The following is a 20,476-nucleotide window of genomic DNA, read 5'->3' on the forward strand; positions in this document are numbered from 1 at the left end:
CGCTCACGCCGGTCGGCCTGAGTCGCGGGTCTTGGCCGGGGCGGGCGCGGGGTCAGCGGCCGGTGTCCTGGGTCCTCACGTCGCAGGTGGCGGTGGCCGTCCTCCTCGGGTTGCTCACCGAGGTCGCGGTCAGCTCGACCGTGGCGGAGCGGGCGCCGCCCGGCGTACGGGTCACCCGGACCGGGACGTCGACCGACCGGCCGAACGCGGCCGTGGCCAGGTTGTTGGGCAACCGCGCCGACCAGCCCGCGCCCGTGGCCGAGGCCGACAGCCGGTAGATGTCGTTGCGCAGGTGGGCGCGCTCGTCCTGCGGATGCAGAGCCGGGTCGGTGGCGGCGTCCCTGCCGGTGTTGGTCAAGCTGAAGGAGCAGGTGGTGGCGTGCGCCGGCGCCCTGCCGTCCGGTCTGCCCCGGCTCACCGCCACGCCGCGCTGCTGCGGTCCCGCTTCTGCCGGGTTCCGCACGCCGATGACGTAGTGCAGGAGGCCCTTGGCGTCCCTGTAGGTGTTCAGGACGTAGAAGTGCAGGCCGTTCGCGGCGTCGACGTACTCGTTCGCCGAGCCCGAGTTCGTTCCGGCGTGGAAAAGGGCGTCGTTGAGCTGCCGGTAGTCGCCGATCGTCCGCATCACCTCGGTGCCGTCGGGCCGCTTGTAGTCCAGCATGCCGATGTCTTCGGGATGCGCGTCCACCACCCACGTGAAGCAGTTGTAGCCGCAGGTCGCGCCCTCCTTGCCATCGCCTCCGGGCTCATAGGCCTTGTTCTTGGCGATCAGCACGCCGTTGTCCGGCTGGAACGAGCCGTACCCGATCCGCTGGACCGTCTCCAGCGTGTAGTTGCTCCACCCGCCGGAGGGGCCGCCGCCGTCGCACAGCGGGTCGGTGCCGACGTCGCAGGCCGGCGAACGGTCGACGGGCGCGGCGCCGTCCAGCAGCACCTGGACACCCGCCCGGGTGCCCTGCGGCAGCGGGCCGGCGTTCACCGCCCTGGCGATCACGTCCACGACCGCGAGGCCGGACTTGGCGAGCCCGTCACGGTTGAGCCGCAGCACCGAGGAGTAGGGGACGAACCCCATTCCGATCTTGTTCCGCAGGGTCTGCTCGGCTCCCATCGAGGCGCCCTGCTGCGCGGGCACCCGCCAGCGGTTGTGCGGACCGCCCGGCCCGTTGAACGAGCCCCGATCCATCATGTCCCACGGCCCAGACCCCGCCCGGTGGTACGGCTGGACGTACGGATTGTTGTTGTTGTCGCCGATGCTGAAGAAGAAGTGGCTCAGCTCGTGCGTGATCGTGCCCGAGCTCTCGCCCTGCCGGACCGTCGACTGGCCCCACAGTTGCGAGCCGGCGAGCCAGGAGGTCCAGGGGACGTAGCGGCTCTGCACCGCGTTGGGCAGCGCCGGGTTCGGGTTGCCCCAGACCTCCCGCGGCACGTCCTGCGGCGAGTTGAACCTCATCTCCCCGAACTCCTGCCACACCGACGTCTCGTCGTAGCCGGCGTAGATCCGCAGGACCACGTCGTAGCCGCAGTTGCGGGTGCAGTCCGCGTCCTCGTGCCAGAGCCTGTCGGCGTCGGTCTCCAGGCGGGTCCCGGCGCAGTTGTTGATGCCGGCCTGGTCGGTGACCGTGACGGTCGCGTCGAGGGTGAGGTGGGTGCCGTCCGGGATGGCGGTGACGACCCGCTGCCCCGACGGGGAGACCCCCGCGATCGTGATGAGGTCGCCGACCTTGAGGAACTCGGCCGACTTCACCGCGATGGTGGACACGGCGGCCTGGTTCCCGGTGACCGTGGTCTGGCCGGGGCAGCCCTGCTGCTGCGGCTGGCCGATGTCGTTGAGGCCGTACTGGGAGGAGTTCTTCGGCATCCGGTACGGCCCGAAGGCCGTCACCGAGGAGATGCCCACCCTGCCGCCGCTCTGCTCCATCCAGTACCCGTTGATGGTCTGGGAGTGGTTCACCGGGCTCGGCGTGTTGAAGAAGTCGGCGTAGAACTGCGCGACCTTGTCCCGGGCGACGGGGTCGATCTGCGGGTTGCCGAACGGGTCCGACTGCTTCGGCTTGGTGATCACGAACGGCTGGTCGGGGAAGTCGACCGCGACGAGCGCCACCCGGAGCGCCCGGTCGGTCGGGACCGCGCCGTTGGTCGCCCAGCTCACCCCGGGAATCGGCGTGTAGTCCTGCCAGGTCATGTCCTGCTGGTCCCGCACCCGCTGCGGGTCGATCGGCTGCGGAGCGGGAAGGTCCTGCGCCGTGGCGGTGGCCTGGCCGGTCTGCGTCATGGTGAGCGACAGGCCGAGGGCGAGGACACAGAGCGCCGACAGCGTCTTGGCCGACGATCGTCGGGATGGGCGACGTCCGCGATTCAAGAGCACAAAGAGCACCTTCCTTGACGAACCTGCCGATGTGGAACGCTACGACGCCAAAGCGTCCTCGTCACGGTGCAGATGACGAAAGCGATCGGCCGGGGTTCCCGACGTCTGTCGGGAACCGCCGATCAGGCCCTTCGCGCACAGGTGACCGCCCATCGCCCTCTCTTGCCGGGCGCCGGAGCGGGTGGTACGAATTTCGCAGCAGATTGATCACCAAGCGCCACTCGACGGTACATGTTCGGGAATCCGTGGCCCGCGGTGACCGCCTCGGCAGTCGACGTACCTGCCGCACCGGCCCTGGCCTCTGAGAAAGGTGGGCTGACTCGTGAACCACCCGCAGAACGAAGGGCTGACCCGGCGCCGCGTCCTGGGCGGAGCAGCCGGACTGGCCGCCGGAGCCGCGGCCGTCGTGGTGGGAGCGCCGCCCGGTGCGGCCTCCGCCACGTCCACGCGTACCGTGCCCGACCTCGTCCGCTGGCGGGGGCAGGCGGCGAACGTGACGATCACCCGCGACGACTGGGGCATCCCCCATGTGGTGGGCCGGACCGACGCCGACGCGGTGTTCGGGATGATCTACTCCCAGGCCGAGGACGACTTCAACCGGATCGAGCGGAACTACCTGATCAGCCTCGGCCGCCTCGCCGAGGCGGAGGGCGAGGCCGAGAGCGCGATCTGGCAGGACCTGCGCCAGCGGCTGTTCATCGATCCCGAGGCGCTGAAGCGCGACTACGCGAAGTGCCCCGCCTGGCTGCGCAAGCTGATGCGGGCCTGGGCGGACGGGCTGAACTACTACCTCGCGACCCACCCCGAGGTACGTCCGCGCGTGCTCAGGCGTTTCGAGCCGTGGATGCCGCTGAGCTTCTCCGAGGGCAGCATCGGCGGCGACATCGAGCGGGTGCCGCTCACCCAGCTCGAAGCCTTCTACGGCGGCCGTCAGGTGGAGATGACCGACGAGGAGCTCGGGCTGCTGTTCGGCGAACCCAAGGGCTCGAACGGCTTCGCCATCGCGCCCCGCCACACGAAGAACGGCCATGCGCTGCTGCTCATCAACCCGCACACCAGCTTCTTCTTCCGCTCCGAGCAGCACGTGACGAGCGGCGAAGGGCTCAACGTCTACGGCGCGGCCACCTGGGGACAGTTCTTCGTCTACCAGGGCTTCAACGCGCACGCGGGCTGGATGCACACCTCGAGCGGCGTCGACAACGTCGACGAGTTCGCCGAGACGATCGTGACGGGGCCCGACGGCAGCCGCTTCTACCGCTACGGCGACGCGCTGCGACCGGTGACGACGAAGACGATCACGTTGGCCCAGCGCACCGCGGACGGCGGGCTGGTGCGGCGCGGCTTCACCACCTTCGCCACGCACCACGGCCCGATCGTGCGCGAGGCGGATGGCAGGTGGATCGCGTTCGCGCTGATGAACAAGCCCGTCGAGGCGCTGCAGCAGAGCTTCCTGCGTACGAAGGTGCGCGACTACGCGGGCTTCCTCAACGTGGCGGCCTTCAAGGCCAACAGCTCGAACAACACGCTGTTCGCCGACTCGAAGGGTGAGATCGCCTTCCTGGTGCCGCAGTTCATGCCGGTCCGCGACGATCGCTTCGACTATCGCAGGCCCGTCGACGGCAGCGATCCGGCGACCAACTGGCGCGGGCTGCACAGCCTCGCCGGCCTGCCGCAGGCGGTGAACCCGAAGAACGGCTGGGCCTTCAACACCAACAACTGGCCCTGGACGGCGGCCGGCGCCGACAGCCCCAAGGCCGCCGACCATCCACGCTATTTCGACCAGGCCGGCGAGAACCCGCGCGGGCCGCAGGCGATCCGGGTGCTGACCGCGCGGCGCGACTTCACCCCGCAGACGCTGATCGCGGCCGCTTTCGACCCCTACCTCACCGCCTTCGCCCGGCTCCTGCCAGGGCTGGTCGCGGCCTGGGACGAACTGCCCGAGGACGACCGGCTCAAGGCGCGGCTGAGCGGCCCGATCGGCCTGCTGCGCGGCTGGGACCATCGCTGGGGCGCGAACTCGGCCCCGACCTCGCTGGCCGTGTTCTGGGGCGAGGCGCTCTGGGCACGCTCGGTCCAGCCCGCGAGAGACGCGGGCATGTCCGTGTGGGACTACATGGCCGAGCGCGCCACCGACGCGCAGCGGCTCGAGTCGCTCAGGGAGGCGGCGGATCGGCTGACGCAGGATTTCGGGAGCTGGCAGGTGCCCTGGGGCGAGATCAACCGCTTCCAGCGTAACGACGGCAAGATCGTCCAGGAGTTCGACGACGCCAAGCCGAGCACCCCGGTGCCCTTCACCTCCGCGCAATGGGGCTCCCTCGCCTCGTTCGGCGCGCGGCGCTATCCCGGGACGAAGCGCTACTACGGCACCAGCGGCAACAGCTTCGTGGCGGTCGTGGAGTTCGGCCCGAAGCTGCGCGCCTGGGCGGTGACGGCGGGGGGCGCGAGCGGGCACCCCGGCTCACCCCACTTCAACGACCAGGTCGAACGCTATGCGAGCGGCAACCTCCGGCCGGTCTACTTCCATCCCGAAGACCTCAAGGGCCACGTCGAACGAAGCTACCGGCCGGGCAGGTAGGGCACCGGGCTACCGCAGCCCCGATGCCACCTCAAGCTGCCCGTCGCCGGTAAGGCAGGGCGGGGTCACCGGATGCGCAGGACGGAGGGAGGTCGGGCGAGTGGCGGATCGTCTACGCCGTCGGCATCCCCTCGACCAGCGCTCCTCCTAAGATCGCGCCTATGAGCAAGGACGACATCGCCGGTATCGCCGGATGGCTGTGGCGTGAGGTGGAGCCCGGCGACTGGTCCGGTGAGGTGTTGCGGCCGCTGGTCGAAGAGCGGGGCCGGTTGGTGCCGGTGCAGGATCACGAGCGGCGCTACGCCGGTACGCGAGAGTTTCGCGGTCTCGTCGTCCCCATTTCCTTGGAGGGAGAGCCGGTCACCGCGTTCCGGCGGCATGCCGAGGCGGTGGAGGAGGCGATCGGACCTGCTGACAGTGTCGGCGGTCACGGCCCCATAGGCCCCTGGTACGAGCGGTCGCCGGATTGGGGAGCCCCTTTCCTGCGCTGGCGGCGGCCCGGCAGCGAATCGCTCGAATTGCGCGCCACCGAGACCGGCGCGGAGCTTTCCCTGCAGCCGACGGAGCCGTATGAGGAATGGCGGCAGGCCTCCTTCGAATGGGGCGAGCCGGCGCAGTTGCCGGGTGGTTTCGTCATCGAATATCTGAACGCCGCCAACGAAGGGCTCAGCACGCCGGGCGGGTGGCGGGTGCCTCGGTGGGCGGCGCTGCCGCCTCTGCTGTCCGCGTTCCTTCATACGCTGCCCGCCGAGACGTGCGCGACCGGCAGAAGCGTGAGCGTCACCGTGTTCGGGGGGAATCGCGAGGTTTTCACCATCCGTTCTGCCGAGCGGCTGACCGTCGTGGGCCGGTTCAAGTATTTCTCGCCGGATGAAGGATCGGGCTGGTCGCAGCGGGTCGAGCGGACCGTGCGATCGTGGACGTTCGACGCGGGCGGCCCTGGCGAGGTGGATGGCGACCGGCTGGCACGGCACCTCGTCGAGGTTCTCAAGACGGAGAAGGTGTCGTCCATGACGAAGCTGGGCAAGCGCGTCCACAGCCCGGACGACGCTCACACGGTGCTCCTCGGCCTGGGGTTCTAGCGACTTCCGCTTTCGCAGGGTTGCCGCCGGAACCGCGCGGTGCGGCAACCGGTGAAACCGGCCGAGGGTGCCGTGAAACCGGCGTCGCCGAGAGTAATGCCATGACCATTACGAAACTCGGACGCACCGGGGGCGGCCCGGCCTCCGACGGAGGCGCCGATCTGGCCGTACGCGCGGAAGGGCTGGTGAAGACGTTCGGCGAGCACCGTGCCGTAGACGGGATCGACCTGGACGTACGCCCCGGCGAGATCTTCGGCGTTCTCGGCCCGAACGGCGCCGGCAAGACCACCACGCTACGCATGCTGGCCACCCTGTTGAAGATCGACGCGGGCCGGGCCGAGATCTTCGGGGTCGACGTGGCCGCCAACCCGCACATGATCCGCCAGCTCGTCGGCGTCACCGGACAGTACGCCTCCGTCGACGAGAACCTGACCGCCCGCGAGAACCTCTGGCTCTTCAGCCGCCTGCAGGGCATCGCCGCGCCACGCGCCCGGCGCATCGCCGGCGAACTGCTGGGCCAATTCGAGCTGGAGGAGGCCGCCGACAGGCCGATCGCGCAGTTCTCCGGTGGCATGCGCCGCCGCCTCGACCTGGCGGCCAGCCTGATCACCAGGCCGCCGCTGATCTTCCTCGACGAGCCGACCACCGGTCTCGACCCACGTACGCGCGGCCAGATGTGGAAAACCATCCGCGGCTTGGTCGCCGACGGCTGCACCGTGCTGCTGACCACGCAGTATCTGGACGAGGCCGACCAGCTCGCCGATCGCGTCGCCGTCATCGACCACGGCCGCAAGGTCGCCGAGGGCACCCCCGACGAGCTGAAGACGGCGGTCGGCAACTCCACCCTCCAGTTGCTGCTCGCCGAACCGGGCGAGGTGCCCACCGCCGTGGAGGTCGTACGGCGTGTCCTCGGCTCCGAGCCGGTGCTCAGCCCGGCGCAGGGCCGCCTCAACGTCGCCCTCGACCAGGCCGGCCTGGCCGCGGACGTGCTGATCGCGCTGCGCACCGCCGGGGTGTCGATCACTTCGGTCAGCGTGGCCAAGCCCAGCCTGGACGAGGTGTTCCTCGCCCTCACCGGCCACGAGACGGACAGCCACGAGACGGACGAGAACGACACGATCGACACGATCGGCATGAACGGCATGAACGGCACGATCGGCACGGAGGAGAACCGATGAGCACCATGACCGCACCCACCCGCGAGGCGGTCCGGGCCGCCGATCGCGTGGCGGCCGCCCGGAGGCGCATCTCCATGGGCGAGACGCTCGCCCAGACCCTGACGATGGCGTGGCGGGCGCTGAAGAAGATGCGCCGCAACCCGGAGCAGTTCTTCGACGTGGCGCTGCAGCCCATCCTGTTCACCGCGATGTTCGCCTTCATCTTCGGCGGCGCCATCGCGGGCGACGTGCAGAGCTATCTCCCCCTGATGATCCCCGGCATCCTCGCCCAGACCGTGCTGACGACGTGCATGGCCACGGGTACGCAGCTCCGCGAGGACATGGAGAAGGGCGTCTTCGACCGGTTCAAGTCGCTGCCGATCGCCCGGATCGCGCCGCTGGCCGGCCCGATGGTGGCCGACCTGCTGCGCTACACGATCGCAGCCACGCTGACGTTCGGCATGGGCCTGGTGATGGGTTATCGTCCGGGCGGCGGAGTGGGCGGCGTGCTCGCCGCGGTCCTGCTGTCGATCTTCACGGGCTGGTCGCTGGCGTGGGTCTTCACCTGGGTCGGCACGATCGCCCGGAGCGCCCAGGCCGTGCAGGGCATCTCTATGATGATCTTGTTCCCGCTGACGTTCCTGTCGAACGCGTTCGTCCCGGTCGAGACCCTGCCCGGCTGGCTGGCCTCGTTCGTCCGGATCAACCCGGTCTCACACCTGGTCACGGCCACCCGCGACCTCGCCAACAGCGCCCTCGTCACCGGCGAGGTGGCCTGGACGCTCCTGGCGTGCCTGGTCGTCATCGCGATCTTCGCGCCGCTGTCGGTACGCAGTTACAAGCGGCACATGTGACCCCCGCCCGTCACGCCCGGAGACCCGCTCAACGAGCGCCTTCGCCTCGTCGAGCAGGTCGGGGCCGCGCCGGTCGCCGTACTCGGCCCGCACGGCCGCGATCAGCCCGGACGCGGCCCGCTCCGCGTACGGTTCGATCCGCTCGAAGGTCATGCAGGGCATGGCGCTGTTGTACGCGAACCGCTCGGCCAGCACCAGCAACCTGATCGCGTCACCGGACGCCAGCGCTCCCCGCAGCAACCCCCAGGCGCCGAGCCCGAAGAGCATCGAGCCGCAGACCGGGTAGTCGAGGATGGGGTTCTCCTTGGTCAGCAGGTCGTAGCCCAGGACGGTGGCGAACAGCTCCTCGCCGTACCGGACGTCTTCCGGGGCGGCGTGGTAGGCGTACGCCGTCAGGGCGACCGACATCGCGATGACCGCCCACGGCGTGAACTCCGCGTACGGCATCCCGGGCAGGCGCAGGTCGTTCGACCGCTGGACGGCCCGGCGGTATTCGGCGAGCGCGGCGGCCGTCTCGCCGCGGGCGAGGGCGAGCTCGGCCGCGCTCAGCGAGACGATCGCCACCCCGCCGAGCACCACCTGGTTGTCGTTGATCCGGGTGATCTCGGCGAGCTCGGCCTCCGCGGTGTCGAGGTCGCCGTCGACGAGTGCGGTGACCATCAGCAGCGCGCGGAGCTGGGTCTCGTCGTCCGCGGCGCCGAGGCGGCTCAGCACCGGGATGGCGGCTCGCGCGTGTCCGACCGCCCGCCGGCGATCGCCGAGCTGCATGACCAGGTGGGCCAGCACGGCGTGCATGATCGCGGCGGACCACGGTCCCTCGTCCTCGCGGAACATCGTCAGGGCCCGCTCGGCGACCTCGATCGCCTCGGCCGCCTTTCCCGCGTTCTCCAGGACGTGGACGTTCGTCTGCATCGCGGCCAGGGCCACCTCACGGTCGGCGCTCCGGCTCAACTCCGCCAGCCGACGGCGTACGTCGGCGCCCTCGATCACGTCGCACGCGAGCAGCACCGTGGCCATCGCCGCCACGCGGGGGTTCGTCTCATCGCTGGTGGGCAGCGTACGGAGAAGATGGCGCAGCGGGTCGTCGCGGCGATCGGTGACGACCATGAGGTTGCTGAGCGTGATCAGCACGGCGGCCCTGGTCACCTCGACGAGGTGCGGCGGCGGCCGCCAGCCGTTGATCACCTGGGCGATCGCCTCCCGGTGGGCGAACACCCGGGAATGGTCGCCACGGATCGACCACAGCGCGCCGATGCCGGCCAGCAACTGGACCGTCGTGACGGGATCGTCCTCACCGAGCGCCTGCCGGAGCAGTTCGGCGAGGTTGCTCTCCTCGGCGTGCAACGCGTCGGCCGCCGCGAACTGCGCCGGGCTGAACAGCCGGGTGACGTGTTCGAGGGCGTACGCCGTGGCCCAGGCCCGCTGCGCCGCCCGGGCGGGGCCCTCCTCGCCGGCCTCCTTCAGCCGCATCCGCCCGAACTCCCTGACGGTCTCCAGCATCCGGTAGCGCAGGCCGTGCGTCGTCTCGCGGACGCTCAGCATCGACTGCTCGGTCAGCGCGTCTATGACGTGCAGGATGTCCGGGCCGAGTACGTGCTCGGCCGCGGCCAGCGTGAACCCGTCGCCGAACAGCGACAACCACCGCAACGCCTGCCGTTCCGGCTCCTCCAGCAGATTCCACGACCAGTCGATGACCGCGAGCAGCGTCTTGTGCCGGTCGGGAGCCGTCCGGTTCCCTCCGCGCAGCAGGGCGAACCGGTCCGCCAGGCGCCGCGCGATCTCCTCCACCGACATCGCCCGCACCCTGGCCGCGGCCAGCTCGATCGCGAGCGGCAGCCCGTCGAGGCGGGCGACGACCTCCTCGACCGCCCTCTCGTCGATCCGCACGTCCGGCCGGGCGGCGGTGGCGCGCTGGCGGAACAGCTCCACCGCGTCGCCCGTGGGCAGCTCGCCGAGCAGGTAGACGCGTTCGGCGGGGATCGACAAGGGGGCACGCGAGGTGATGAGCACCCGCAGGTCGCGGGTCGTCACGGTCAGGAACGCCACCAGGTCGGCGACGGCCTCGATCACGTGCTCGCAGTTGTCCAGGATCAGCAGCGCCGGGGCCTGGTCGAGATGCTGGGCGATCCGGGCGCGTACGTCGGAGCGCTGCTCAAGGGTCAGGGTACGACGCCCGCTGACCGAGTCGCGGACGCCGAGCGCCGAGCCCACCTCGCCCACCACGCCCTCCGGCGAGGAGACGCTGACGAGCTCGACGAAATGGGCGATGGGCTGCGTGGCGTTCCGGCCGACGACGTGGGCCAGCCGCGTCTTGCCCAGTCCGCCGGGGCCGATGATGGAGACCACGCGGTTGGTCTGCAGCAGGGCGTGCACCGCACGGATGTCGCCGTCGCGGCCGAGCAGCGAGGAACCGTCGAACAGGATGCCCTCGCGTACCGGCCGGTCGGCGACGAGGAGTTCGGCGTACACGCGGGCGAGCTCGGGCCCCGGCCCGGTGCCGAGCCGCGCGACCAGGCCCACGCGATAGCGCTCGTACCGCTCCAGAGCGGCGGCGGCGCCACGTACGGCGGCCTCGCTGCGCAGCAGGCAGGCGAGCAGTTCCTCGTCGTGCGGCCGGTCGGCGGCGGCCTCCTCCAGCAGCGGCAGCGCGCCCTCGTGAGCGCCGCCGCGGCTCCGCGCGATCGCCGCCACCCGCCGCGCCTCGGCCACCCACCCCGCCGCGACGCCCCTCAGCTCGGCCAGTGGGCCCGTCGCGCCGTCGAGGCCGCCGCCCACGAGCCCCATGGCCTCTTCGGCGCGGCGGCGCGCGAGCGCCATGTCGTCCTCGCCCAGTGCGGCCCGCGCCTGCTCCACCAGCGTGCCGAGCAGCAGCGCGTCCACCTGGCCGGCGAGCAGCCCGAGCCGGTAGCCGTGCGGCATCCGCACCGCGACGTCGGCGCACGTCACCGCCCTGGTCCGCGAGATGACCACCTGCAGCGCCTTCGCCGGGTTGGCCGGCGCCTCGTCGGGCCACAGCTCCTCGACCAGGCGCTCGACGCTGACCCCGGCGCGCCCGTGCATGGCGAGGACGGCCAGCAGGGTCTGCGCGCGATCGCCGACCACGCGCACGCCTCGCCAGCGGACGTCGTCGAGCAGGACCAGCGCCGGGGACACCCCTTCAGCTTACGGACGAGACGCGGTTGAGAGCGCAGACCTGACGGGACGCGGGTCACCCGGAGAGGACCGGGCGACCGGTCAGCGGACCTTGGCGAAGAACGTACGGATGTCGGCGGCGAAGTGAGCCGGTTGGTCCATGGCGATGAAATGGTGCCCGGCAGGGTTGTCCTCCGGCCAGTGCAAGATCGTGTTGTGGCGCTCCGCGAGCCGGCGGATGCCGGGCGGTCCGCTGTAAACGCCGGTCGGCGCGACGGTCTGCCCTTCCGGCCAGCCGAAGCCACTGCTGTCGTAGTACGGCCAGGCCGACGTTCCGGACGTCCCGGTGAACCAGTACACGCTCACGTTGGTCAGGAACAGGTCCCGGTCGATCACCTGCGCCAGAGGCTTCCCGGTGGCGTTGAACTCGTGGAACTTCTGAGTCATCCAGGCCAGCGCCGCGAGTGGGGAGTCATGCCACCCGTACGCGAAGGTCTGCGGAGCCGCACGCAGCAGCGCATGGTGGTCGACCCCGTTCATCCAGTCCTGTGCCATCAGCCGGGTGAAGGCGGCCTGCTCCTCCTCCGTCAGCTCCGGAAGGTCCTTCTCCGCAGGGAAGCCGAGGCCGCCGACGACATAGACGCCGGCCACCTGGTCCGGGGCGACCTTCGCCAACTCCGGAGCGACATAGGCGCCGAAATCCCCGCCTTCCGCGCCGTACCGCTCGTAACCCAGCCGGCCCATCAGCTCCGCCCAGATCCGCGCCACGCGGGTCGCGGTCCAGCCGGTGCCGCGCGGCGGCGCGGAGAATCCGAAGCCCGGCACCGAGGGCACGACGACGTGGAAGGCCTGAGCCGGATCGCCGCCGTGCGCGAGGGGGTCGGTGAGGTGGCCGATGAGCTCGGTGAACTCCACGAACGAGTTCGGCCAGCCGTGCGTGAGGATCAGCGGCAGAGCGGCGGGGTCGGCCGACCGTACGTGCAGGAAATGGACGTCCTGACCGTCGATCTCGGTCATGAACTGCGGGAACCGGTTCAGTCTCGCCTCGTGACGACGCCAGTCGTACTGGTCGCGCCAGTAGCCGGCGAGTTCTTGGAGGTAGGTGACGGGGATGCCGCGGCCCCATCCGTCACCGGGCAGCTCCTGGGGCCAGCGAGCGCGGTCCAGCCGGTCGTTCAGGTCGTCCAGATCGGCCGGGGCGATGTCGATCTGGAATGGGCGGATCTCGGTACTCATGTCTCTCCCGATGTGTCGTGACAGGCGGGGTCGACGGTAGAAGGCATCTGGGTCGAGTACCTTCCTAGATGTTCACTGGGCTTGCCTGGATGTTCACTGGGCTTGGCCGCCGCCGAACACCTCGTTGACGAGCCTCTGCGTCGCCTTCTGAAACGCCTCGCCCATGGACAGGTCGGCGTCGTCCACATAGTTCAGCGCCCCGGTCAGGGTCGTGCCGCCGTCGGGCGTGCTGTACATCAGCCCCGCGTGGCCCCCGTGGCCGCCGTTGTGGGTGATGACAGTGCCACCGCCCTCAAGGGGCTGTACGAACACGCCCAGGCCGTAGCCGACCTTGGACTCCGGCGCGCACATCTCGGCCAGCAGCGGCGCCGGCAGGAGCCTGCCGCCCACCAGCGCGGAGATGAACGTGTGCAGGTCCTGGGGGGTCGAGATCATGTCGCCGCCGCTGGAGATCCAGGAGGGGTTCTGGCTGCTGACGTCGACCGTCTTCTGCTCGCCGTCCTCCTCGTAGCGGTAGTACGGGTGGGCGTGCGGCTCGGGGATCTCCGTCTGGGTGGTCGGCGCCATGGTGCCCGACAGCCCGAGCGGCCCCACGATCAGCCGCTGCAGCTCCTCGGCGAAGGTATGGCCGGTGACCTTCTCGATCAGCAGCCTGGCCAGCACGTAGTTGGTGTTGGAATAGCTCCAGTCCGTCCCCGGCTCGAACCTCGCCGGCTTGGACAACGCCAGCTCCACCAGCTCCTGCGGCCGGTAGATCCTGAACCGGTCGTCCACCCACGCCTGGCCCGACCAGACGATCCCCGGCACGAACTCGGGGTAGTAGTCGCCGGTGAAGTTGAACACCCCGCTGGTGTGCTGCAGCAGCATCCGCACCGTGATCCGCTCGTCCAGTCCGAGCTCGGGCAGGTGGTCCGCCGCCGGGGTGTCCAGCTCGATCCTGCCCTCGCCCACCAGTTGCAGCACCAGGGTCGCGGTGAAGGTCTTGGTGACGCTGCCGATCCGGACGTGTCCATTGGCCGGCGGCTTCTCGATCTCGCCGAGCTTGCTCAACCCGGCGCTACCGGCCCATTCGCCCCGCTCATCGTGCACGTGAAGCTGCACTCCGACGAAACCGAGATCGACGATCTCCTGGATGACCTTCTGCAGCTCAGGGCGGTCCTGCGCGGTGACAGTGGTGGACATGGTGGTGACTCCTTCAGATCCGGAATTCAAGTGAACGGACGGCCAGCCGTCCAGGGGTCCTTCCTCTCCGGACCCCGTGACGAGCTGGTCGGGTTTCCTTCAGGCGGCGTCGAGGGCTTCGTTGATCTTGCGAGCCATGTCGGCCAGGGTCGGGCTGGACTGGGTGTGGGTGGCGGCGTCGATGGCGACGTTGACGGTGCTGCGGAAGTTGTCGGCCTCGGCCGGGTCCTGCCGCTTGAGCAGGGTCATGGAGGCGGTCAGGGCGGGCAGCACCTGGTCGGCGAGTTCGGCGACGGTCTTGCCGTACTTGACGCCCTTGGGCGCCTTGGTGAGCACGTGCCCGACCGGGCCGGTGGCGGAGGTCAAGGCGATGGAGCCGTGCGTGGCGACCTTGTGCGCCGACCCGGCGGCACCGGCGGCCGACATCAGCGAGACGGCACCCCACGCGGCGGTACGCAGGGTGAGCTTGTCCTGGTCGGTAAGGATGATCGACATGGTGTTGCTCCTGTTCACGTGATGGAACGGCGGAAGGCCGTCCAGGTGCTGCTCGGAGTTCTTGATCGCGCCGACCGGGGTCGCACCCGGCCCCGTGACCGCGATCGCTGAACCGTTCATGTGCTGAGCTTCGCCGACCGCCCTGATACCGGGCCGTTGCCGTGCTGACACGGCCGCTGACACGACATCGCACGGCCATCGGTGCCGAGCTGTTCCGCGGCTGTTCCGCGCGAACAGCTCGGCACCGATGGCGCGTTCCCGCTTCCTGATCACCTGGCTGACCCGGGGCACAGAGACGTGCAGCCCCCTGGGTTCAGAGAGCCCTGACCGCTCCGTAGAACGCCGCCGCCGCAATTCGGCACGCCGCCTTCTTCGTCTTGGAGAATTTCACGCACACGTTGCCCATATCGAAAAGGAACGCGTCGTCCACGGCCTTCTTGTAGGTGTTCTTCCACTTACTGGAGCTCGCGAGCCGCTTGACGTTTCGGTAGCCGAAGTCGTGGCGAGCGCAGGGCGTCTGGAAGACTCCCTTCCAATAGTCCGAGTTACCGATCTTCCTGGGCACCGAGCAGCCGTCGGTGTTCCAGTTGAAGCCCCACTTCATGACATAGGGCTCGTTCTTGTTGCGGCGCATGTTGGCCCAGTAGGTCTGACTGCTGGCGGTGTTCTTGGTGAGCGACAGAGCCACGTTCAGGCTGGCATCCGCCGCCGCCGTTGCCGGTGTGCTGACCAGTGATAATGCCATCGTGGCGGTCACCAGGATTGCCGTCGTTCGCACGAGTCCTCCTCGTCGGGGAAGATGATTCACCAGGGTTTCGGCCCGTCGTGCGAAACAGCAAACAATCACGGTCGAAGCGGCGCGCGAACATACCTCCGCCATACCGTTCCAGGCGATCCCCCGATAAGCGGACCCAGAGCGCTGGAATCCCGATGGCATGAAAATTTCACCCGCGATGCCGGCATTACGGTTCTTCAGGGCCGATCCCCGACCTGGTGGCACACCTCACCCACCCACGCTCGAACTTCCATGCCCCCGGTTAACGCCCGACCGAATCAGCGATTCTCCATCGTCTCTCTGGACGTATGAAGGCCCCGACAATATCCTCCGTGCGCGCTCCGCCGACATCATGAAAGAGATGAGGTTGGAATTGACACGTTCCACAGCACGTCGCGCGGCCGGCTCCGTCGCCCTCGTCATCGCGACACTCGCGGCAATCCTGATGCCCGTCACTCCCGCGCACGCCACCTACGGTCCGGACCAGACCGTGTCCCTCACGGTGATCTCGAACGCCGGCCCGTCGATCATGCTCGCCCAGTTGAGCGGCACGCTGGCGTTCGACGACGGGAACACGAAGTTCAGGTATTCACTCCGGCTGTGCTGGGGGAGCGGCTCCTACCCCATGCCGAACTTCTACGTCTCCGTCAACGGCAGCTCGGTCTTCTACCCGAGCCGGACGGGCACGACGACCGCTCCCGCGGGGTGCCAGTTGTCCCTGTTCCTCTACGACGGTGAATACACCCACTCCACCACGCTGACGAACGTCACCCTGTACGTGACGGGCGGCTGGTTCTATCCCGGCAACACCTACAACAGCCGCACCAAGTCCGTGACCTACGACAACCCCTACAACTGAGCCGCCCGAAACCCGCGAGCACAACTGGGACACGACCCCGCCATCCAAACCAGCCATCCCGAGAGAGGCGCAGGCTCTGCCGGCGCCTCTCATTTGGTTGATCCGGGTGAAGCCCATGCTTTGACCTCGGCAAAAGGATGTGTTCCAGGAGGATGCTTGCTTGCCCAGCGGGCGATACGCGAGCTTTGCCCACCCGCATCCTGGTTCAGAGGTGTGATCCCGCGTAAGGACCTCGGCGATCGGCGGGCACGGAAAGGTCGTCCATGGCCACGTTCACACGGTCTCCTGCCTCAGCGTCCGCTCATGCGTGACGCGGTGGCGCCGGGTCGGCATCCCCAGTGTCGGGTTGGCGGCGCTCCATGCGGCGCTCTTGCAGATCAGTTCCTTGTAGACGGCGGCCAGCCGGCCCCGCAGGACCATCTGCTTGGCATGGTCGTCGGCCGTGACGTACTGGATCAGGCCCTCCTTGCGGCCCAGTGAGATGCACTGGTTGGCGTAGCCGATCGTCTTGTCCGGGACCTTCCGGCCGGTCAGGCGCGCCGCGATGGCGTCGGCGGCCAGCCAGGCGGTTGGGATTCCCGAGGCGCATGACATCCGCAGCGGCTTGTCTCCGGCGCCGATCGCCATGGCCGCGTCGCCGACGGCGTACACATCGGGGTGTGAGACCGAGCGCATGGTCCGGTCGACCACGATCTGGCCGGTGCCGGAAACCTCCAGGAAGGTCGCCTTCGCGATCGGGTGAACCGCGAAACCGGCGGTCCACACGGTGACCGCTGCGGGGATGACCCTGCCGTCGGCGGTGGTGACGTGGTCGGCTTCGACCCCGGTGATGGCGGTGTGCTCGTACGCGGTGATGCCGAGCTTGCCGAAGACCTTCCGCACATGCTCGCGGCCCTTGGGTGAGAGCCAGTCGCCGAGGGCGCCGTCGGCGGCGAGGGCGACGTCGAGGTCCGGGCGGGCCTCGGCGATCTCGGTTGAGGCCTCCACGCCGGTGAGCCCACCGCCGACCACCACCACGGTCTGCCCGGCTTCGAGGCTCGCCAGGCGCTCGCGCAGCCCGAGTGCTCCGGTACGGCCGGCGATCTGGTGGGCGTGCTCCGCGGTCCCGGGTACGGCTTGGCTGTTCCAGCCGCTGCCGAGGGCGTACACGAGGGTGTCGTATGCCAGCTCTTCCGTACCGTTCGCGCCGGTGACGGCGACGGTCCTGCGGTCGACGTCGACGCCGGTGACCTGCCCGAGCCTCAGTTCGACGCCGGTGCCGGCGTACATCTCGCCGAGCGGCCGGGGCTTGAGGTCCTGGCCGGCCGCCAACTGGTGGTTGCGGACGCGTTCGACGAAGTCGGGCTCGGCGTTGACGAGGGTGATGGCGACGTCCTCGCGGCGCAGCCGCTTGGCGAGGCGGCCGGCGGCGCTGGCTCCGGTGTATCCGGCTCCGAGAACGACGATGCGGTGCGGCATTTTCTGGCTCCTGTCCGGTTCGGATTCGCCACTTGAACCGGATGGCCCGCCGATTCCTGACAGGAGCGGCATGTGAGACACGTCACATGATGAGCAGAGGCTCTCCATGGCTTGCCGCCACCCATTGCTCGGTCGCGCGTTCGAGCTTGTCGGGGTTCGCCTGGGTACGGCAGGCGGTGATGCCCTCGGCGGTGACCTCCAGGCACATGATCGCGACGACCCGGCCCTCCACGACGGCCACGACGGCGGGTTCGCCATTGGCGGTCCAGGCGTAGATCTCGGGCGAGCCGCCGACGATGACGCGCTTGGCCTCGGCGGGCTTGAACATGCCCCACACGAACTTCGCGACCGCGACGGCTCCCTCGAACGCCTTGGTACGCGCCGGAACCTTCCCTCCGCCGTCACCGATGGAGACGGCGTCCGCGGTGAGCAGGCGCACGAGCGGTTCGGTCTCGCCGCTGGTGGCGGCAGCCAGAAACTCCTCGACGATCCGCCGGGCGGCAACCTCGTCGATCTCGGCGCGGGCCTTGCCGTACGCGACATGCTTCTTGGCACGGTGAAGGATCTGCTGGCTGGCCACCTCGGTGATGGCGAGGATCTCGGCGATCTCCCGGTGCGGGTAGTCGAACGCCTCCCGCAGCACGTAAACGGCCCGCTCGTTGGGAGACAGGCGCTCCATGAGGGTGAGAACCGCGTACGAGACCGATTCGCGCTGCTCGGCGGTGTCGGCCGGGCCGAGCATGGGGTCCCCGGCGAGCAGCGGCTCGGGAAGCCACTGACCCACATAGGTCTCGCGACGCGCCCGCGCGGAGGTGAGCTGGTTGAGGCACAGGTTGGTGAGGACCTTCGTCAGCCAAGCCTCGGGAACCTCGACGCGATCGACATCGGCGGCCTGCCAGCGCAGGAACGTCTCCTGCACGACGTCCTCCGCCTCGTCCGCGGAGCCGAGGAGACGGTAGGCGATGGCCTCCAGACGGGGCCTCGATAGCTCGAACCGATCGACGTCATCCACCGTCAAAGGCATGTCCCGATCCTAACGGCGCGCCAACGCACGCGCTCTGCACCTCTCCCCTCACGTGAACACGGCCGCCTGTTCAATTGGCCCCCAACCCGCGAAAGCACCCTGACCTCGGGAAAACCAAAGCACCCAAGCTTCAATAACCACTCAATGTCGTGCGGCCACCCTCCCACCATGACGATCAGATTCACCGCTCCGATCGCCGGGGCTATGTCCGCCGGTGTGAGCGATACCGAAGACGGTGACGGCATGGAGCTCACCTTCCAGTGCTGCACCTATGAGCCTGACGATCAGGACATTGCCCTGGGCTTCGACACCCACTGTGTGTCACTGCAGACCAGGGCACCGCCTATGGAGCCGTCCAGGAACGAACACCCCGTCACGTGATCTGTGGCGGGGTGTTTTCGCTGGTGGAGCCTAGGAGATTCGACCTCCTGACTTCCTGCTTGCAAATCGGTCTGATCTTCAAGGGCAACGGCCTCGACCTGCGCTGAGAACGCTCCGCGAGCGACCGTGATTGACCGCTGCTGACCGCTCTTAATGGCACGCTAATGGCACGACGATCAAGTTCTTGAGCAGCAGAAGCGACTGCCCCTGCCCAGTCGTGCAAGCGCCCGCCAATCCTTGAACCGCTACCGTGTCCACGTGATCGTCGAGCAGCAGGTCTACTTCATGATCCAGTCCGCCGAACTGGATCCCGGGCAGATCACCCAATACGTGGGCGTCGAGCCGACTCGATCTGAGGCGAAGGAGTTACGACGCGGCAGGAAGAGTGGGCGCCTGATACCGCCACGACACGAATGGATGCTCGACTCCGGCCTTGCGGACACCACCTCACTCAATGAGCAGGTGGAAGCCCTGATGAACCGGCTGGCCGGCGTCTGGGATCGAATCGGAGAGCTGACCGCTGGTGGCGCAGCGGCCACGTTGGTCATGCTTCGGTCGTTCGAACCGGGAGAGGGCTTCAGCCCGCGAGGGCTCGTTCTTGACGAAGAAGCCATCAGTTTTCTTCACAGAGCTGGAGCCGATCTATGGATCGACGAGTACGACTTATCGTAGGGCTGGCGATGGAGACGCTCGCACGGTAATGGGCGGGGCCTCGGGGTGCACGAACTGAGCGTTGAACTCATCGCCGTCCACCGTCTATACGGTGATCAGCCCGCGACCTGGTGTTTCCCGCGCAACGCGCGAACCCTGCCCGCCTGATCATCCCGTCTGCCGTCGACCCGCCCGAAGGGGAAGCGGGCCAGGGCCACGGGTACCAGATCGTTCGTCCGGTAGGGCGCTCCATCTGGTACCCGTGGCCCTGGTCTGCTCGGCTTGTCCCGGGTCGATGGTGGGCGGGATGATCAGGCTTCCACCTCAGCCATCTACCAACCTCAGCCGTTGAGCCGTGATCATCCCGGAGCCCGAGCCCCCGCCGGAGGCAAGGGGGTTGGGTCTTGACTTGGCGGCTGTCGCGCGTAACGGGGCTTGCGTGATAATGCGCACCGCTCAGGAGGTTCGTCCTGGAGGTGACAGCTCGGCGTCGGCGCGTGTGAGCCAGGCCTCGTACCAAGCGTCGAAGGTTGGCGTAGGACCGAGATATATCGGTGTGGTCAGGTCGTTGAGTTCGCTCTCCAAGCTGGCAGGGGCGGTTTTGGCTGGTCGCCAGGCGCTTTCGTCGAGCCAGACATCCCACACTGTGCCCGTCAGCTCTCCCGCGGTTACCAATGCGGTGACACCCGAGCAACCCTGGGTGCCGATGAAGATACAGCCGGGTGTGGGGTCGGGGGCTTGGATGCTGGGGCCGCCACCGGAGTTGGGCTTTGGATCGCGGACCCATGCATACCAGGCGTTGTAGATCTGCTCGGCGTCGCGACGGGTGAAGGGGAAGGGTTTCGCGGGATCCCCCTCGGTTTCTGCTTCGATCTCCTCAGGTGCCCAAATGCCGTAGTACGGACCCGCGCCGGGGCCGACCTGGAGCAGGAACTCTCGGTATACGGGTGGCAATTGGACACCGAGATCGTCTTCTAGGGAGTGTTTTCAAAGGGTGTGCGGATGAGCCGGCTGGTCACCGGGTGCGCTGCAGAGCGTCCAGCCAGTCGCTGACGTGCTGGGCGATCTTGTTGTGGTCGGTGTGGAGGGTGGCCGTGCGCTCGTTGCTGTCCGGGTTTCCGAGGTCGACCTCGTAGGCGCCGTCGGGCAGCAGGAACACCGAGGCATACCAGGCGGCGCTGTCATCGGCCGGGTTGAGGGTGACGAACGTGTTGCCGTCCCGGTTCAGCTCGCTGACCAGGATGGCCAGC

The 20,476-nt window shown here is 68.7% G+C and carries 15 protein-coding genes and 2 pseudogenes; 7 read left to right on the plus strand and 10 right to left on the minus strand.

The genetic code is table 11. The features are described from left to right. Positions 1 to 52 precede the first annotated feature (52 nt). Positions 53 to 2,365 (minus strand): peptidase M6, encoded by a 2,313-nt coding sequence (locus tag AB0I15_RS23550; protein ID WP_358099142.1) that lies wholly within the window; start codon positions 2,363 to 2,365, stop codon positions 53 to 55. Positions 2,366 to 2,687: 322 nt separating this feature from the next. On the opposite strand from AB0I15_RS23550, the gene AB0I15_RS23555 reads away from it, so the two are divergent. From AB0I15_RS23555 to AB0I15_RS23570, 4 genes are all read left to right on the plus strand, one after another. Beyond that, positions 2,688 to 4,940 carry a penicillin acylase family protein gene (locus AB0I15_RS23555; RefSeq protein WP_358099145.1) on the plus strand — a complete coding sequence of 751 codons (2,253 nt, stop codon included), beginning with the start codon at positions 2,688 to 2,690 and terminating at the stop codon, positions 4,938 to 4,940. A 161-nt stretch (positions 4,941 to 5,101) separates the two neighbouring features. Next, positions 5,102 to 6,022, plus strand: coding sequence for a hypothetical protein (locus AB0I15_RS23560; protein ID WP_358099148.1), 921 nt, complete (start codon positions 5,102 to 5,104; stop codon positions 6,020 to 6,022). Positions 6,023 to 6,123: 101 nt separating this feature from the next. Further along, positions 6,124 to 7,200: an ATP-binding cassette domain-containing protein gene (locus tag AB0I15_RS23565; RefSeq protein ID WP_358099151.1), complete on the plus strand. Its 1,077-nt coding sequence runs from the start codon at positions 6,124 to 6,126 to the stop codon at positions 7,198 to 7,200. Further along, positions 7,197 to 8,033, plus strand: a complete 837-nt coding sequence (locus tag AB0I15_RS23570) for an ABC transporter permease (protein ID WP_358099154.1) — start codon at positions 7,197 to 7,199, stop codon at positions 8,031 to 8,033. The genes AB0I15_RS23565 and AB0I15_RS23570 overlap by 4 nt, the downstream gene beginning before the upstream one ends. A 1,686-nt stretch (positions 8,034 to 9,719) precedes the next feature. Here the strand turns inward: AB0I15_RS23570 and AB0I15_RS23575 are convergent. The 5 genes and pseudogenes from AB0I15_RS23575 to AB0I15_RS23595 all read right to left on the minus strand — a co-directional run. Beyond that, a pseudogene (locus tag AB0I15_RS23575) lies at positions 9,720 to 11,093 on the minus strand (BTAD domain-containing putative transcriptional regulator); the annotation flags it as partial. 174 nt (positions 11,094 to 11,267) lie between these two features. Continuing rightward, entirely contained in the window at positions 11,268 to 12,401 is a 1,134-nt protein-coding gene (locus AB0I15_RS23580; protein WP_358099157.1) for an epoxide hydrolase family protein, read from the minus strand. A 93-nt stretch (positions 12,402 to 12,494) separates the two neighbouring features. Further along, positions 12,495 to 13,583: a serine hydrolase domain-containing protein gene (locus tag AB0I15_RS23585; protein ID WP_358099159.1), complete on the minus strand. Its 1,089-nt coding sequence runs from the start codon at positions 13,581 to 13,583 to the stop codon at positions 12,495 to 12,497. A gap of 99 nt (positions 13,584 to 13,682) precedes the next feature. After that, complete coding sequence (locus AB0I15_RS23590) at positions 13,683 to 14,198, minus strand: hypothetical protein (RefSeq protein WP_358099162.1); 516 nt, start codon at positions 14,196 to 14,198, stop codon at positions 13,683 to 13,685. A 193-nt stretch (positions 14,199 to 14,391) separates the two neighbouring features. Further along, complete coding sequence (locus AB0I15_RS23595) at positions 14,392 to 14,856, minus strand: phospholipase A2 (protein ID WP_358099165.1); 465 nt, start codon at positions 14,854 to 14,856, stop codon at positions 14,392 to 14,394. 442 nt (positions 14,857 to 15,298) lie between these two features. Between AB0I15_RS23595 and AB0I15_RS23600 the strand changes: the two genes are divergently transcribed. Then, positions 15,299 to 15,712, plus strand: a complete 414-nt coding sequence (locus AB0I15_RS23600) for a hypothetical protein (protein WP_358099168.1) — start codon at positions 15,299 to 15,301, stop codon at positions 15,710 to 15,712. Between the two features lie 273 nt (positions 15,713 to 15,985). On the opposite strand, the gene AB0I15_RS23605 is transcribed toward AB0I15_RS23600, so the two are convergent. Both AB0I15_RS23605 and sigJ read right to left on the minus strand, forming a co-directional pair. Beyond that, entirely contained in the window at positions 15,986 to 17,170 is a 1,185-nt protein-coding gene (locus tag AB0I15_RS23605) for an FAD-dependent oxidoreductase (protein ID WP_358099171.1), read from the minus strand. An 82-nt stretch (positions 17,171 to 17,252) separates the two neighbouring features. Beyond that, entirely contained in the window at positions 17,253 to 18,194 is a 942-nt protein-coding gene (gene sigJ / locus AB0I15_RS23610; RefSeq protein WP_358099174.1) for an RNA polymerase sigma factor SigJ, read from the minus strand. Positions 18,195 to 18,362: 168 nt separating this feature from the next. Between sigJ and AB0I15_RS23615 the strand changes: the two genes are divergently transcribed. Together AB0I15_RS23615 and AB0I15_RS23620 are read left to right on the plus strand one after the other, a co-directional pair. Next, complete coding sequence (locus AB0I15_RS23615) at positions 18,363 to 18,575, plus strand: hypothetical protein (protein WP_358099177.1); 213 nt, start codon at positions 18,363 to 18,365, stop codon at positions 18,573 to 18,575. 258 nt (positions 18,576 to 18,833) lie between these two features. Further along, positions 18,834 to 19,247, plus strand: coding sequence for a DUF4279 domain-containing protein (locus AB0I15_RS23620; RefSeq protein ID WP_358099180.1), 414 nt, complete (start codon positions 18,834 to 18,836; stop codon positions 19,245 to 19,247). Between the two features lie 435 nt (positions 19,248 to 19,682). On the opposite strand, the pseudogene AB0I15_RS23625 reads toward AB0I15_RS23620, so the two are convergent. After that, positions 19,683 to 20,192 (minus strand): annotated as a pseudogene (locus tag AB0I15_RS23625) (hypothetical protein); the annotation flags it as partial. Between the two features lie 49 nt (positions 20,193 to 20,241). Beyond that, on the minus strand, positions 20,242 to 20,476 hold a 235-nt coding region (locus tag AB0I15_RS23630), incomplete at its 5' end, for a hypothetical protein (RefSeq protein ID WP_358099183.1).

Origin of the sequence: Nonomuraea sp. NPDC050643 (genome assembly GCF_040654715.1) — a bacterium.
In the GTDB taxonomy this organism is placed as follows: Bacteria; Actinomycetota; Actinomycetes; order Streptosporangiales; family Streptosporangiaceae; genus Nonomuraea.

What these genes read in the sequence shown, in the direction of transcription:
- AB0I15_RS23590 (WP_358099162.1), bottom strand. Translation starts at nt 14,198, where the DNA reads ATGAACGGTTCAGCGATCGCGGTCACGGGGCCGGGTGCGACCCCGGTC.
- AB0I15_RS23565 (WP_358099151.1), top strand. Translation starts at nt 6,124, where the DNA reads ATGACCATTACGAAACTCGGACGCACCGGGGGCGGCCCGGCCTCCGAC.
- AB0I15_RS23605 (WP_358099171.1), bottom strand. Translation starts at nt 17,170, where the DNA reads ATGCCGCACCGCATCGTCGTTCTCGGAGCCGGATACACCGGAGCCAGC.
- AB0I15_RS23600 (WP_358099168.1), top strand. Translation starts at nt 15,299, where the DNA reads ATGCCCGTCACTCCCGCGCACGCCACCTACGGTCCGGACCAGACCGTG.
- AB0I15_RS23585 (WP_358099159.1), bottom strand. Translation starts at nt 13,583, where the DNA reads ATGTCCACCACTGTCACCGCGCAGGACCGCCCTGAGCTGCAGAAGGTC.
- AB0I15_RS23570 (WP_358099154.1), top strand. Translation starts at nt 7,197, where the DNA reads ATGAGCACCATGACCGCACCCACCCGCGAGGCGGTCCGGGCCGCCGAT.
- AB0I15_RS23615 (WP_358099177.1), top strand. Translation starts at nt 18,363, where the DNA reads ATGACGATCAGATTCACCGCTCCGATCGCCGGGGCTATGTCCGCCGGT.
- AB0I15_RS23560 (WP_358099148.1), top strand. Translation starts at nt 5,102, where the DNA reads ATGAGCAAGGACGACATCGCCGGTATCGCCGGATGGCTGTGGCGTGAG.
- AB0I15_RS23580 (WP_358099157.1), bottom strand. Translation starts at nt 12,401, where the DNA reads ATGAGTACCGAGATCCGCCCATTCCAGATCGACATCGCCCCGGCCGAT.
- sigJ (WP_358099174.1), bottom strand. Translation starts at nt 18,194, where the DNA reads ATGCCTTTGACGGTGGATGACGTCGATCGGTTCGAGCTATCGAGGCCC.